This is a genomic window from Rhodanobacter ginsengiterrae, from assembly GCF_050026815.1.
Taxonomy (GTDB): domain Bacteria; phylum Pseudomonadota; class Gammaproteobacteria; order Xanthomonadales; family Rhodanobacteraceae; genus Rhodanobacter; species Rhodanobacter ginsengiterrae.
The window spans coordinates 33193-46602 of sequence record NZ_JALBWO010000046.1 but is presented as its reverse complement, the minus strand read 5'-3'; the positions used below and the strand labels follow the sequence as shown (position 1 = coordinate 46602).

At 67.0% G+C, this 13410-nt stretch carries 11 protein-coding genes; 4 read left to right on the top strand and 7 right to left on the bottom strand.

Annotated elements, in window-relative coordinates; translation table 11 throughout:
• Positions 1-11 precede the first annotated feature (11 nt).
• From ACQGNJ_RS04660 to ACQGNJ_RS04645, 4 genes are read right to left on the bottom strand one after another with little or no spacing between them, the layout of a single operon-like run.
• Complete coding sequence (locus ACQGNJ_RS04660) at positions 12-3128, bottom strand: efflux RND transporter permease subunit (protein WP_426688072.1); 3117 nt, start codon at positions 3126-3128, stop codon at positions 12-14.
• Entirely contained in the window at positions 3125-4195 is a 1071-nt protein-coding gene (locus ACQGNJ_RS04655) for an efflux RND transporter periplasmic adaptor subunit (RefSeq protein ID WP_426688071.1), read from the bottom strand. Before ACQGNJ_RS04655 ends, ACQGNJ_RS04660 begins: the two co-directional genes overlap by 4 nt.
• Complete coding sequence (locus ACQGNJ_RS04650; RefSeq protein WP_426688070.1) at positions 4192-5580, bottom strand: TolC family protein; 1389 nt, start codon at positions 5578-5580, stop codon at positions 4192-4194. Before ACQGNJ_RS04650 ends, ACQGNJ_RS04655 begins: the two co-directional genes overlap by 4 nt.
• Before the next feature lie 53 nt (positions 5581-5633).
• Positions 5634-6257: a phosphatase PAP2 family protein gene (locus ACQGNJ_RS04645; protein ID WP_426688069.1), complete on the bottom strand. Its 624-nt coding sequence runs from the start codon at positions 6255-6257 to the stop codon at positions 5634-5636.
• 167 nt (positions 6258-6424) lie between these two features.
• On the opposite strand from ACQGNJ_RS04645, the gene ACQGNJ_RS04640 reads away from it, so the two are divergent.
• Together ACQGNJ_RS04640 and ACQGNJ_RS04635 are read left to right on the top strand one after the other, a co-directional pair.
• Positions 6425-7126, top strand: a complete 702-nt coding sequence (locus ACQGNJ_RS04640) for an MtnX-like HAD-IB family phosphatase (RefSeq protein ID WP_426688068.1) — start codon at positions 6425-6427, stop codon at positions 7124-7126.
• 51 nt (positions 7127-7177) lie between these two features.
• On the top strand, positions 7178-8581 hold the full coding sequence (locus tag ACQGNJ_RS04635) for an aspartate aminotransferase family protein (RefSeq protein ID WP_426688067.1): 1404 nt from the start codon (positions 7178-7180) through the stop codon (positions 8579-8581).
• An 83-nt stretch (positions 8582-8664) separates the two neighbouring features.
• Here the strand turns inward: ACQGNJ_RS04635 and ACQGNJ_RS04630 are convergent, their stop codons facing one another.
• A complete protein-coding gene (locus ACQGNJ_RS04630; protein ID WP_426688066.1) occupies positions 8665-9897 on the bottom strand; it encodes a beta-ketoacyl-[acyl-carrier-protein] synthase family protein in 1233 nt (410 codons plus the stop codon).
• Entirely contained in the window at positions 9897-10169 is a 273-nt protein-coding gene (locus tag ACQGNJ_RS04625; protein ID WP_426688065.1) for a phosphopantetheine-binding protein, read from the bottom strand. The genes ACQGNJ_RS04630 and ACQGNJ_RS04625 overlap by 1 nt, the downstream gene beginning before the upstream one ends.
• Before the next feature lie 65 nt (positions 10170-10234).
• On the opposite strand from ACQGNJ_RS04625, the gene ACQGNJ_RS04620 reads away from it, so the two are divergent.
• Together ACQGNJ_RS04620 and ACQGNJ_RS04615 are read left to right on the top strand one after the other, a co-directional pair.
• Positions 10235-11305 (top strand): GNAT family N-acetyltransferase, encoded by a 1071-nt coding sequence (locus tag ACQGNJ_RS04620; protein WP_426688064.1) that lies wholly within the window; start codon positions 10235-10237, stop codon positions 11303-11305.
• Positions 11298-12179, top strand: a complete 882-nt coding sequence (locus tag ACQGNJ_RS04615) for a hypothetical protein (RefSeq protein WP_426688063.1) — start codon at positions 11298-11300, stop codon at positions 12177-12179. The genes ACQGNJ_RS04620 and ACQGNJ_RS04615 overlap by 8 nt, the downstream gene beginning before the upstream one ends.
• Position 12180: 1 nt before the next feature.
• On the opposite strand, the gene ACQGNJ_RS04610 is transcribed toward ACQGNJ_RS04615, so the two are convergent.
• Entirely contained in the window at positions 12181-13389 is a 1209-nt protein-coding gene (locus ACQGNJ_RS04610; RefSeq protein WP_426688062.1) for a DegT/DnrJ/EryC1/StrS family aminotransferase, read from the bottom strand.
• Positions 13390-13410: the final 21 nt, after the last annotated feature.

Sequence of the window (13410 nt, the reverse complement as noted above, 5' to 3'; positions counted from 1 at the left end):
GGCGGGGAACATCAGCCTGCGAGTGCAGGCCCGGTTGAACCTGGACTCGGCGCCGTCCTGTCGCGACGACGCAGCAGCGCATACAGCACCGGCATCACCAGCAGCACCAGCGGCAGCTGCAGCAGCATGCCGGAGATGATCGCCACCGCCAGCGGCTGCTGCATCTGCGAGCCCTGGCCGAGCGCCAGCGCCAGCGGCAGCAGGGTCAGGATCGCGGCGAGGGTGGACATCAGGATCGGCCGGGTGCGGTGCTTGCCCGCTTCGTGCAGGGCACCGTGCAGCGCAGCGCTCTGCTGGTGCTCGACGTGCTCCACTTCGACCTGCTCCCTTTCGGCATCCTGCAGCTCGGAGAAATAGAAGATCGCCACCTCGGTGACGATGCCGACGATCATCGTCATGCCCATCATCGAGGAGATGTTCAGCTCGATGCCGGTCAGCCAGAGGCCGGCGAACACACCGGGCAACGCCAGCAGTGGCATCGCCATGATCGCCAGCGCCACGCGGAAGCTTTCATAGAGGAACAGCAGCAGGGTGAACACCAGTGCGATCGCCGCCAGCATCACGATGGTCAAGCCGCGAAAGGCCTGCTGCTGCTGCTGATAGACGCCACCGAGCTGATAGTACAGTCCCTTCGGCAGCAGGCCGGGCTGAGTCAGCACATGCTTGACGTCGCCGATCACCGCGCCAAGGCTGCGCCCGCTGATGCGTCCGGTCACCGCGACCATGCGCTTGAGATTGTCGCGGGAAATTTCCGGCTGGCCCTGCACCTGCTGCAGCGTAGCCACCTGCGACAGCGGAAACAGATGGCCGTCCGCGGCGCGGATCGGCAGCGCCGCGACCTGGTCAAGCCGCTGGTGCGCAGCATCGGGCAGGCGCACGCGCACGCCCACCACCCTGCCGTCGACCGGCAGCTGCGCGGCGACCGTGCCGTCGATCGCGGCGGCGACCTGGTCGGTCACCGCGGTGGGGTCGAGCCCTTGCAGCGCCGCCCTGGCCGGGTCGACCTGCACGGTCAGCGCATCGCCTGCCGGGTTGATGCCGTCGAGCACGCCGACCACGCCGTTGATCTTGCCGATCGCGGCGGCGACCTTGGTGGCGGTGGCTTCGAGCTGGCCGGGATCGTCGCTGTAGAGCTGTACCTCGATCGGTTGCGGCACGGCCACCAGGTCGCCGATCAGGTCTTCCATCAATTGCGCCAGGTCGATGTCCAGTCCCGGCACCTGTGCTTCCACCGCCGTGCGCACCTGGGTCATCACCTCCTCGGTCGATGGCCGTGAGCCGTTCTTCAGGCGCACGAAGAAGTCGCCCTGGTTCGCTTCGGTGAGACCGCCGCCCAGCTGCAGCCCGGTGCGCCGCGAGTAGGTGTCGACGTAGGGATTGGCGCGGATGATCGTCTCGACCTGGTTGAGCAGGCGATTGGTTTCCTCCAGCGACGTACCGGGTTTGGACAGGTAGTCGAGGATGAAACCGCCTTCGTCCATTTTCGGCATGAAGCCGGTGTTCACCCGGGTAAACGCAAAGCCGCCAACCAGCAGCATCGGCACGATCAGCAGCAGCACCAGCAATGGCCGTTTCAGCCAGCGGTCCAGTATCCGGTGATAGCCGTCCATCATGCGTGTGGTGAAGCGCGACGGCGGATGCTCGACCAGGTGACGACGATCGAGGAAGCGCTCGGCCAGCAGCGGCACGGCCACCCAGGTCAGCAGCCAGGAAATGATCAGCGCGCTGGCCATGGTCAGCGACAGCGCCTTGAAGAATGCGCCGGTGACGCCGGACAGGAAGGCCAGCGGCAGGAAGATCACCACGGTCGCCGCGCTGGAACCGGTCAGCGGGCGGGTGAATTCCCATGCGGCATTGGCCACGCGTTCGTGCACGTGACCTTCGCCCTGATGCAGCCGGCGCATGATGTGCTCGAGCATCACGATCACGTCGTCGATGATCAGTCCGACGGCGGCCGCCATGCCGCCCAGGGTCATCATGTTGAAGCTCATGCCGAGCACGCGCAGCAGCAGCACGGTGATGGCCAGCACCGACGGCACCACGATCAGCGCGATCAGGATCACCCGCGTATTGCGCAGGAACACGAACAGCACCAGAGCGGCCAGCACGATGCCGATCAGGATCGCATCGCGCACGCTGCTGGCCGCGCCGGTGACCAGCTGGGTCTGGTCATACCAGTTGGCGACCGTCACCCCCGCCGGCATCTGCGGCGCGAAATCGGCGAGGCGCTGCTTCACCTCGCCGGCAATTTGTACGCTGTTGCCGGCCGGCTGCTGGTAGACCTGCAGCAGCACGGCGTCCTGGCCGTCGGCGTTGACCCGGATCCACTGCGGCGTGTGGCTCAGGCTGACGCGCGCCACGTCGGCCAGCCGCACCAGCCCGCCGGCGTCGGCGCGCAACACGATGTTGCGCAGCGTGTCGAGCGTCTTCGGCTGGTTGTCGGCCAGCAGCAGGTAAAGCTTGTAGTGGTCGGAGACCCGGCCCATCGCCTGGATCGTGGCGGCATGGCTGACCGCGGCTGCCACCTCGACCAGGCTCAGGTTCAGCGCGCGCAGCTTGCCCGGATCGACATCGGCGTGGAACTCGGCCACTTCGCCGCCCTGCACGTCGACGTGGACGACGCCGTTGATGCCGCTCAGCAACGGGCGCAACTGGTATTCGGCCAGGTCATGCAACGCGCCTGGCGACTGCGTATGTGAGCGCAGGCTGTAGGCCAGCACCGGAAAGGTGGTGGGGTCCATGCGCCGGGTCGACAGCTGGGTGCCGGGCGGCAGTTGCGGCAGCACCTGGCTGGCGGCGCCGTTGACCTCCTGCAGTGCGGCGGCCATGTCGGCGCCCCAGTCGAAGGTGATCGCGATATCCGCGCTGCCGCGACTGGTGGTGGAACGCACGTCGCGCACGCCGCGTACCCGGCGCACCGCTTCCTCGACGGGCGTGGTCACCTCGATCGCCATCTGGTCGGCCGGGCGGTCGCCTGCATCCAGGGTCAGCTGCACGCGCGGGAAGGCCACGTTCGGAAACAGCGCCACCGGCATCAGCAACGCGCTGGCGATCCCGCCGAGCGCCAGCATCAAGGCCAGAAACAGCAGCGAACGTCGATGCAGCTGCATCCATGCGGTGAGACTCACTTGGCCGACTCCCGCACCGCATCGCCGTCGTTGAGTTCATACACGCCCAGCACGATCACCCTCGCCTTCGCGTCCAGCGGCCCGTCCACGCCCAGCGGGTCGCCTTGCGCACTGCGCAGCTTCACGGCGATCCGCCTGGCATGGCCGTGCTCGACCTGGAACAGGTAGTCGCCATGCTCGTCATGCAGCACAGCGCCACGCGGCACCGACCAGGCGCTGAAATCCGCGGTCTGGATCTGCGCATCCAGCGGTGCGCCGGCGATCAGGCTGGCGCTGGCAGCGGCGGGCAATTCGACCTGGGCGTTGAGCAGATGGGTCTGTGGATCGATCGACTGGCCGATCATGCGCAGCGTGCCGACAAAGGTATCCTTCGCGCCGTACACCGGCTGCAATTGCACCGACATGCCCGGACGCAGCCGTGCGCCATCTTCCGGTTGCACGCCGAGCAGGGCGAGCAGGGCCTGCGTGGGCGTGAAGCTGAGCAGCGGCGCATTGGCCGCCACCCGTTCGCCCAGGCCGACCTGCAGGGCGGTGACCACCCCGTCGGCCGGTGCATCGACCGTTTCGCTGGCCGTGCCACCACCCAGCGCACGCTGCGCCTGGAGTGCCGACTGCGCGTCGGCCAGCGCCTTGCGCGCCGCGGCCAGTTGCGATTGCGTGGCCAGCCGCTGCGAGGCCAGTTGTTCAGTGCGCTTGAGTTCGCCGGTGGCGAGGGTCAGCGCCGTCTGCGCCTGCTGATACGCACTGCGCGTGGCCGGGTCAGGCGCGATCGTCAACAGCGGCTGGCCGCGTTTCACGGTCTGCCCCGCCGCCACCTGCAGCGCGGTGACCTGGCCGCCGTGGGCGAGGCTGATCGAGCGTGCGTGCTGCGGATCGCCGGCGGCGCTGCCCCAGGCTTCGATGCTGTCGTGGAAGGTCTGTCGCGCTGGGATGGCGGTGGTCACCACCACCTCGCCCGCGGGCGCCGCCGCTTCGTCGTCATCATCCGGTGTGGCCTTGCCGCAGCCCAACAACAGGCCGCACAGCAGGGTCATGCACAACAGGCAAAGAATGACGAAACGATTCATGGCGTGGATGCTTGCGTGGAGACGGGATGGGTAGCGGCCAGGTCGGTGTTGCCCAGCAGTGCTTCCAGTGCGATCGACTGCCTGGCGCGCTCCAGTTGCGCACTCAGCAGGTCGAGATCGGCGCCGAGGGCGTTGCTGCGAATCGCCAGGTACGTTGGCCAGTCCAGCGCACCGGCTTGCCAGGCCCCCTCGGCGGAGGCGCGGGCCTGATCCAGTTGCTGCGCATGCGCGGCGAGCGTGGCGAGTTGACCGTCCAGCGTCGCCAGGTCGCGGGTGATCCGCTGCATGTCGCTGCGCGTGCCGAGCACCCGCGCTGCATAGTCGTCATGCAGCTGCTGGCGGGTGGCTTTTTCGATCGCGATATTGCCGCGATTGCGGTCGAACAGCGGCAGCGTGATGCCGATGCCCAGGCCGTTGGTGTACACCGCGCTGGTGTCGCGCGCGGTATTGAAACCGATGTTCAATGCCGGGAACTGGGCCAGGATCGCGCTGCGCAGCTTGGCCTGCTGTGACTCGTAGCCGGCGCGCAAGGCCAGCAGGTCCGGCCGCCGCCGCGGCAGGTCATCCAGCGCCGTTTGCACCTGTGCCGGCGTGGGCTGGCTGAAATACGGCGTGCCGACCAGGTCGAGCTTCGCGGTCGGTGCCAGCCCCAGCAGCAGGTGCAGATCGCCTTGTGCCTGATGCAACGCGATCGCCGTATCGGCCAGCCGCTTGTGCACATCGGCTTCGGCATTGAGGCCGGCGCTGGCGCTGTCGTAGGTGAGGTTGCCCGCTTGCAGCGCACTGTGGATGTAGCCGCCGACCGTGGAAAGCGCCGCCTGCTCTTGCTCGAGTCGAACCTGCTGCGCGCGCAGGTTCACCACCTGGTCGAACAGCAAGCGCGCCTGTGCCACCGTCTGCCACTCCGCCCACAACAGATCGAGGTTGACCTGGCCGGTCTGGCTGCGCGCCGCGGCAAGGCGCGAGGATCGCGTCAGCAAGGCGCTGATGTCTGCGCTGAGCCCGAGGCTGTAAGCGGTGCTGAGGCCGGCACCGGACTGGCGTGGAAAATCCGCCGACAACGCCAGTTGCGGATCGGGCAGCAGGCCGGCGGCAAACGCCTGCGCCTGCGCGATGCCCAGCTCGTCGCGCTTGACGCGCAACGGCGGACTGTTGGCCACCGCCAGCATCGCCACCTCGGTGACGTCCAGTCCATCAGCGGGATCGAATCGGTGTGTCGTCAATGCGGGCAGCGGCATGGCCGACGCTGGCGCGACGAGTTGCGTCACGCTGGCGGCCCCGGCACCATCATTCAGCAGCAGATCGGCATAGGTGGCGCAGCCGGCCAGGCTTGCCGCCATGGCGAGCACCAGGCTGACCCGGCGGACGTTGCGTCGCTGTGCCATGACGCGGCACGGGCTCGCAGCTGAATGAGGTGTGGCGAGGTATTTGCCTCGCATCATTTGAAATGGTGGATGAAGCCGACCTGGAAGCCGCCCGGCAGCCAGCCGATGATCAGGGGAGAGCTTCGGTGCGAGGCCCAGATGCCCACGCCGGTGCCCAGCGCTGCGCCGACCAGCACGTCGCTTTGCCAGTGGCCGCGGGTCTTCACCCGGGCGATGGCGTCATAGACCGGCAGCAAGGCCAGAGCATAGACCGCCGGGTGGTCCTGGCCATAATTCACCATGAACGGCGTCACCGCCGCCGAGATCGCCGCCACCTCGCCACTGGGAAAGCTTTGCGCGTGGGTACCGGCAAAGAAGTGGCTCGGATCGCTGGTCTGCGACGGGCGTTCGCGCTGGAAGGCGAGCTTCAGCCCTTCCGTGCTGATGCTGGTCACGGCGAGCGCATCCACCGAACGCCAGAACGTATCGCCCAGTTTGTCCTGGTCGCCAAACACCAGCGCGCCACCGACCACCGTGGTGATCGTGCCGTAGATCAGCACATTCTGGTTCGTGCGCTTCCAGATGCCACTGTTGTCGTAATGGATGCGATGGTCGATGCCCAGCGGGCCGCCGGACGCGAGGGCGCGGCCCGAGGCAAGGAGGGCAATGCAGAACAATAGCGATGGCAGGGCTCGCATGGGTTTCTCCCCGACCAGGCAGGCCGACTGGTCTTTGTCGACCAAAGCTACGCAGGCCGGCTTTCGGTTTGCTTAGAAGCCTGTTGCGGATGCGTGGGAGCCACGGAAAGGAGCTGGAAAGGCAGCCTTCCTAAGCTGGCCCACATTGCTGCTGATGTGAGTTCGCGATGCCTGCACCTGGCTGGACCATCCTGTGTGATTTCGACGGCACCATCTCCGTCGAGGACGTGATCGACTCGCTGCTCGACCGCTTCGGCCGCCCCGGCTGGGAAGTGCTGGAGCAGGACTGGCGCGCCGGCCGGATCGGTTCGCGCGAATGCATGGCCGGTCAGGTCGATCTGCTGCAGATGAGTCGTGCCGAACTGGATGCGCATCTGTCCGAGGTATGGATCGATCACGCGTTTCCGGGCTTCGTGGCGAAGGCGCGCGAGCTCGGCGTGCCGATCCGCGTGGTCAGCGATGGCCTGGACTACGCGATCCACCGGATCCTCGCCCGCTACGGCCTGGACGACCTGCCGCTGGCGGCCAACCACCTGGCGCCCGGCGAGCCGCCGCGGCAATGGCAGCTGACCTCGCCGTTCCAGGCCGATGGCTGTCGCAGCGGCACCTGCAAATGCGCCTGTGTGGTGGAGGCCCGCGAAAGCGGTGCCAGGACCTTGCTGATCGGCGATGGTGCGTCGGATTTCTGTGCCGCCGACCGCGTCGATTTCGTGTTCGCCAAGCATCGCCTCATCGAACACTGCCGCGCCGCCGGCATTCCCTATGTGCCGATCACCGGCTTCGAGGATGCGCTCGAATTCCTGCCGCAATTGCTTGAGGGCAGCCTGTTCGATCGGCTCCCCGCGCCGGCCCTGGCCACCACGGCCTGATCGCTCCGTCGCGCGCTTCTCTCTCCCCGCTCCCCCGACTCCGGACTTCCGATGAATGCTTTCGACAAGAACACCTCCGTGGTGATCGACGACGCCCAGTTGCTGGCCGACGAGGCGAAATACAGCTCGTTTGGCGACACCGTGCATTACGTCGACCCGCCGAAAATCTTCCGTACCTGCGAAGGCAGCTACATGTATGACAGCGCCGGCGTACCGTTCCTTGACCTGCAGATGTGGTACTCGGCGGTCAATTTCGGCTACGGCAACAAGCGTCTCAACAACGTGCTGAAGAACCAGATCGACCTGCTGCCGCAGGTGGCCAGTCAGTATCTGCACCAGACCCGCATCGAGCTGGCCAAGACGATCGCACTGGACGCAAAGAAGAAGTTCGGCCTGGACGGTCGCGTGCATTTCAACGTCGGTGGCGCGCAGGCGATCGAGGATTCGCTGAAGATCGTGCGCAACGCCAGCAACGGCAAGAGCCTGATGTTCGCGTTCGAGGGCGGCTACCACGGTCGCACCCTCGGTGCGTCGTCGATCACCTCCAGCTACCGTTATCGCCGCCGTTTCGGCCACTTCGGCGAGCGCGCGATGTTCCTGCCGTTTCCGTATCCGTTCCGTCGCCCGAAGGGGATGACGGCCGAGGAATATTCGGACAGCTGCGTGAACCAGTTCGCCCGCCTGTTCGAGACCGAATACAACGGCGTGTGGGACCCGAAGACCAACCAGTGCGAATACGCTGCGTTCTATGTCGAGCCGATCCAGGGCACCGGCGGCTACGTGATCCCGCCGGCGGGTTTCTTCAAGGGCCTGAAGAAAGTGCTCGACCAGTACGGCATCCTGATGGTGTCCGATGAGATCCAGATGGGCTTCTGGCGCACCGGCAAGCTGTGGTCGATCGAGAACTTCGGCGTGACGCCGGACATCGTGGTGTTCGGCAAGGCACTCACCAATGGCCTCAATCCGCTGTCCGGCTTGTGGGCGCGCGAGGAGCTGATCAACCCGACCGTATTCCCGCCGGGCTCGACCCACAGCACGTTCAATTCCAATCCGCTGGGCACCTCGCTGGGCCTGGAAGTGATCAAGATGGGTTACGAGCTGGACTACGAAACGACAGTGCCGAAGAAGGGCGCACATTTCCTCGAAGGCCTGCGCGACCTGCAGAAACGGCACAAGGAGATCGGCGACGTCGACGGCCTGGGCCTTGCCCTGCGCGCGGAGATCTGCACCGACGACGGTTTCACGCCGAACAAGGCGCTGCTCGACAAGATGGTGGACATCGGCCTGGCCGGCGACCTGGAGCACAACGGCAAGAAGATCGGCCTGGTGCTCGACGTGGGCGGCTGGTACAAGAACGTGATCACGTTTGCACCGTCGCTGGACATCACCCATGAAGAGATCGATCTGGCGATCAGCTTGCTGGACCAGTTGCTGACCAAGGCCAAGAAGGGCTGATGCCGCTCGCGCGCAGATCACGCGCAAAGAGAACCCGGCGGGCGACCGCCGGGTTCTTTTGTGTGTTGCCACGGGAAGCCTTGTTACGGCGCGCGCTTGAGCGCCAGCACCGCGTTGAGGCCGCCGAAGGCGAACGAGTTGGAGATCGCCGCGCGTACCGGCATCTCGCGAGCGACGTTGGGCACGTAGTCGAGGTCGCAGGCGGGATCGGCCTGGTCCAGGTTGGCGGTCGGCGGCACCACGCCATCGCGCAGGGCGCCGATCACCGCGACCAGTTCCAGCGCGCCGGAAGCACCCAGCGCGTGGCCGTGCATCGACTTGGTCGAGGACACCGCGAGGCGATCGGCATGCGCGCCGAAGGCGAGCCGGATCGCGCGGCTTTCGGTGGCGTCGTTGGCCTGGGTGCCGGTGCCGTGGGCGTTGACGTAATCGACGTCCTCCGCAACCAGACCGGCATCGGCCAGCGCCTGGCGCATCGCCGCGGAGGAACCCTCGGCGCTGGGCATCACGATGTCGGTGGCGTCGGCGGTCATGCCGCTGCCGGCCAGCTCGGCCAGGATGGTGGCGCCGCGCGCCCGTGCATGTTCCATCGCTTCCAGCACGAAGATGCCGGCGCCCTCGCCAAGCACCAGGCCGCGCCGGTTCGCGCTGAACGGGCGGCAGGTGTCGTCGGCCAGCACGCGCATCGCCTCCCACGCCTTCAGCGCGCCATAGGTCAGGCAGGCTTCGGTGCCGCCGGTGATGGCGACGTCGGCCAGACCCCAGCGGATCATCTGCGCGGCCTGGATGATCGCGTGGTTGGCCGAGGCGCAGGCGCTGGCCACCGCGAAGGTGGGCCCACGCAGTCCCCAGGCGATGCTGATCTGGCTGGCCGAGGCGTTGGTCATCAGGCGCACGATGCTCAGCGGATGGGTACGGCTGGCGTTCTCGGCATACAGGCGCCGGCTCTGTTCGTCCTGGGTGGTCTCGCCGCCGACGCCGGTACCCACGATCACCGCGGTGCGCAGACCGAGCCCGTTCGCGCCGAACTCCAGGCCGGACTGGCTGATCGCTTCGCGCGCGGCGTGCAGCGCGAATTCCGAGGTGCGATCGAGCAGGGGCAGGGTGCGTTCGTCGATGCCCGTCGCCGGGTCGAAACTGGCCGGCACCTGGGCCGCGATCTTCACGCGCAGGCGCGCCGCATCGGCATGTCGCAACGGAGCGATGCCGCTGTGGCCTTCGCGCAGGCCTTGCCACAACGCAGTGGCGCCGATACCCAGCGCACTGATCGCACCCATGCCGGTGATCGCCACGCGGCGCTGCGCAAGCTGCGACATCAGGGCGTTCCCTCGCTCGCCGCGGCCTTGTCGTCGAGCCCCTTGCGCACGGCGTCGAGCAGGCTCTGCACGGTGTCGCTGTCGAAGTTGGCACCTTGCTGGTCGGGGAAACTGATGTTGAAGTGTTCCTCGATGTCGAAGATCAACTCGATCGCCTCCAGCGAGGCCACGCCCAGGTCCTTCAGGGTCGACTCGGGCGTGACCCGGGTGACCTCGACCTTGGCCTGCGCGGCGATGAGTTCGAATACCTGCTGCTGGATCGGATCATTCATGGCGACGAAATCCCTGGTGGTGGTCGATGTCATGTCCCGGTCAGTCTAGGACGTCTGTCTTACCCATGCCTTTCATCGCCCAACTCGAACCCGATGCCCTGCTGGGCCACTTCATGGCGCATCCGCCAGCCGGCTTCATGGCTGACAGCTCGCCGCAGGGGATGCCCGGATTCGTGGCGCCGTTCGACCTGCTGACCACCGCCGACGACCGTCTGCGCCGGCGTGTCACCGGGTTGCCGGGCTATCGCTGGTGGGGCCGACTGCTGCGCTGGCGCACGCGTTTTGCCGGCACCACGGTGTCCGAGTACGCGCCGCTGCCGCCGGGAATCGAGCCTGCGGTACTGGCGCGTGACTTGAAGACGGCGTGGGGACGGCAGTGCCGCTTGCTGATCGTGAAGGACATCGCGCTGGATTCGCCGCTGCTGGACGATGCCGGCAACGCCCACGCGCGGGCGCTGGCCCGTGCCTGCGCGGCCGAGGGCTTCGTCTTGCTGGAAGGCCAGGCACTGGCCTGGGTGCCGATCGACTTCGGCTCGAACGACGAGTATCTGGCGCGCTTGTCGTCCGGCCGGCGCAAGAACATCAGGCGCAAGCTGCGCTCGCTGGGCGACCTGCAGATCGAGGCGGTGCCAACCGGGGATGCGCGTTTCGATGACGAAGCCACCGTGGCCGCCTTCTACGCGCTGTTCGACAACGTGTACGCGCAAAGCGAAACCCACTTCGACCGACTCGGGGTGGATTTCTTCCGGGCCGTGCTGCGCGATGCCGCCAGCGCTGGCGTGGTTTTCGTCTACCGACACGCAGGGCAGATGATCGGCTGGAATCTCTGTTATGAATACGGCGGCAAGCTGATCGACAAATACGTCGGTTTCGCCTATCCGCAGGCACGCGAGCACAACCTGTATTTCGTCAGCTGGATGCACAACCTCGACTACGCGCGCCAGCGCGCGCTCACCCATTACGTGGCCGGCTGGACCGACCCGCAAGTGAAGTCCTTCCTCGGTGCCAGCATGACCTTCACCCGCCACGCGGTGTATGCGCGCAATCCGCTGTTGCGTCTGCTGTTGCGCCGGCTGGGCAACCATTTCGAAAGTGATCGCCAGTGGCAGGAGCATGCGGAGGGCGTTGATGACTGAGCTGGAAAATCGTCCGGTGGTGCTCGACATCGATTCGTCGGTCGGGCCGCTGCGCCATCGGCTGGTGCTGGCGCTGGAGCACTGGCAGGAGGCGATCCGCTTCGGCTGCTCGCTGGCGACCATGCAGCGCTTTCGCGCGATGCTGGATGAACTGCTGCCGACGCGCTACGGCACTGTCTTCACCGGCAGCGGCGACTTCCACCACCTCAGCTGGCCGCTGATCGAACGGCTCGGCGCGAACGAATCGTTCCAGGTGGTGGTGCTCGACAACCATCCGGACAACATGCGCTTCCCGTTCGGCGTGCATTGCGGTTCGTGGGTGCGCAAGGTGGCGATGCTGCCGCAGGTCAGCCATGTGCATGTGCTGGGCATCACCTCGGCCGATATCGGCGCCGGCCACGCCTGGGAGAACTACCTGACCCCGTTGCGTCGCGGCAAGTTGAGCTACTGGAGCATCGGTGTGGACACCGGCTGGTCGCGCCGGCTCGGACTGGCGCAGGCGTTTCATGGCTTTGACACCGCGGATGCGATGGTCGACGCCTTCGTCGAAACGCAGCGCAGCCTGCGGGCGCCGAGCTACCTGTCGATCGACAAGGACGTGTTTGCCGCCGAGGTGGCGCATACCAACTGGGACCAGGGCCGTCTGCGGGTCGAGCACGCGCAGGCCCTGATCGGCAGCCTGCGCCACGGGCTGGTCGGCAGCGACATCAATGGCGAGGTCTCGCACTACCGCTACCGCAGCTGGTGGAAGCGACGGTTGTCGGCGATGGACGAGCAGCCGCAGATCGATCCGGCGATGCTGGCGCAGTGGCAGGCGCAACAGCATGCGCTGAACCTGAGGTTGCTGACGGCAATCGCCAGCCTCTCCGGCTGAGTCAGGCCAACACGGCCTCCAGCGTGCGGCAGATCGTCTCGAACTCCTCGTCGTCCACCCACAAGCTGTTGCCGATGGTCAGGCTGCGCGCGGCGAAATCGCGGGCATGCGGCACTGCCTGTGCGGGCACGATGTCCCTCAGATAGTCATAGTCGGGCAGGGCATGGATGAACAGGCGGCTGACACCGAGGCGGGATGACCACAACCGGGCCAGCGCGGCGTCGCGATGCGTGCGGGCAGGAAGCAACAGCAGAAAGAACGGCCAGGTGCCTTGCGTGCCGGGCGGGTCATCGAGTACCTCGATGCGGGCGATCTGGCGCAACCGCGGCAGGCGATGTCGCGCCTGCGCGGACAGCTGGTCGAGGAATGCCGGCAGGCGAATGGCCGCGCGTGCGCCCACGGCCTGTCGCCAGCGCCCGACCCGGTGCAGCGGAATCGTCAGCGGAAAATCGTCGCCCACGGCGGCAACTTCATCGCCACGCCGCAGGGCGCGCCGCAGCGGATTGCCGTAGGCCAGCCGCAGGCCGCGCGGCCGATACAACGCGGCATAGCCGAGCAGTTCGATGCTGCGTCGCCATTCCCGGCCGAGGCTGGGCGGCACGATGCGTGCGGCGGTGCGCGCGAGCTGCTCGCGCAACTGCGGATCGCGCGCCAGCAGCAGGCCGCCTTCGTAGATCGACAATCCCTTGCCGGCCGCCAGGCTGAAGAAACCGATATCACCGGCCAGGCCGACGCTGACACCGGCACGACGTGCGCCCAGCGCCTGCGCGGCATCCTCGATCACGTACGCGCCGACGTTGCGGGCCACGGCCAGCGCGTCTGCGACGTCGGCGACCCGACCAGCCAGATGGGTGGGGATGATTGCCAGCGTGCGTTCGTCGCAGGTCGCGCGCAGGGCGGCCGGGTCCATGTCGTAGTGACCGGCGCGCAGGTCACACGGATGCAATTCGAGTCCGGCGGCGTGCACGGCAATCGCCACCAGCGGACAGGTGAACGCCGGCACCACCACGCGGTGGCGTTGCGGGTGGCGTTCGCGCAAGGTGGTCAGCGCGATCAGCAGGCAAGCGGTGCCCGAACATTCCAGTTGCAGCGGTGGCGTGCCCAGCTGTGCGGCGATCTCGGCGGCCAGGGTCGGCGCGCCCGGACGCAGGTCACCCAGCCGCAGCGGCATTCCGGCGGTGGGGGGCAACTCGTGTCGACGGGGCAGCATGCGCGCAGCGTAGCGGAGCGC

What these genes read in the sequence shown, in the direction of transcription:
- ACQGNJ_RS04655 (WP_426688071.1), bottom strand. Translation starts at nt 4,195, where the DNA reads ATGAATCGTTTCGTCATTCTTTGCCTGTTGTGCATGACCCTGCTGTGC.
- ACQGNJ_RS04650 (WP_426688070.1), bottom strand. Translation starts at nt 5,580, where the DNA reads ATGGCACAGCGACGCAACGTCCGCCGGGTCAGCCTGGTGCTCGCCATG.
- ACQGNJ_RS04645 (WP_426688069.1), bottom strand. Translation starts at nt 6,257, where the DNA reads ATGCGAGCCCTGCCATCGCTATTGTTCTGCATTGCCCTCCTTGCCTCG.
- ACQGNJ_RS04640 (WP_426688068.1), top strand. Translation starts at nt 6,425, where the DNA reads ATGCCTGCACCTGGCTGGACCATCCTGTGTGATTTCGACGGCACCATC.
- ACQGNJ_RS04635 (WP_426688067.1), top strand. Translation starts at nt 7,178, where the DNA reads ATGAATGCTTTCGACAAGAACACCTCCGTGGTGATCGACGACGCCCAG.
- ACQGNJ_RS04630 (WP_426688066.1), bottom strand. Translation starts at nt 9,897, where the DNA reads ATGTCGCAGCTTGCGCAGCGCCGCGTGGCGATCACCGGCATGGGTGCG.
- ACQGNJ_RS04625 (WP_426688065.1), bottom strand. Translation starts at nt 10,169, where the DNA reads ATGAATGATCCGATCCAGCAGCAGGTATTCGAACTCATCGCCGCGCAG.
- ACQGNJ_RS04620 (WP_426688064.1), top strand. Translation starts at nt 10,235, where the DNA reads ATGCCTTTCATCGCCCAACTCGAACCCGATGCCCTGCTGGGCCACTTC.
- ACQGNJ_RS04615 (WP_426688063.1), top strand. Translation starts at nt 11,298, where the DNA reads ATGACTGAGCTGGAAAATCGTCCGGTGGTGCTCGACATCGATTCGTCG.
- ACQGNJ_RS04610 (WP_426688062.1), bottom strand. Translation starts at nt 13,389, where the DNA reads ATGCTGCCCCGTCGACACGAGTTGCCCCCCACCGCCGGAATGCCGCTG.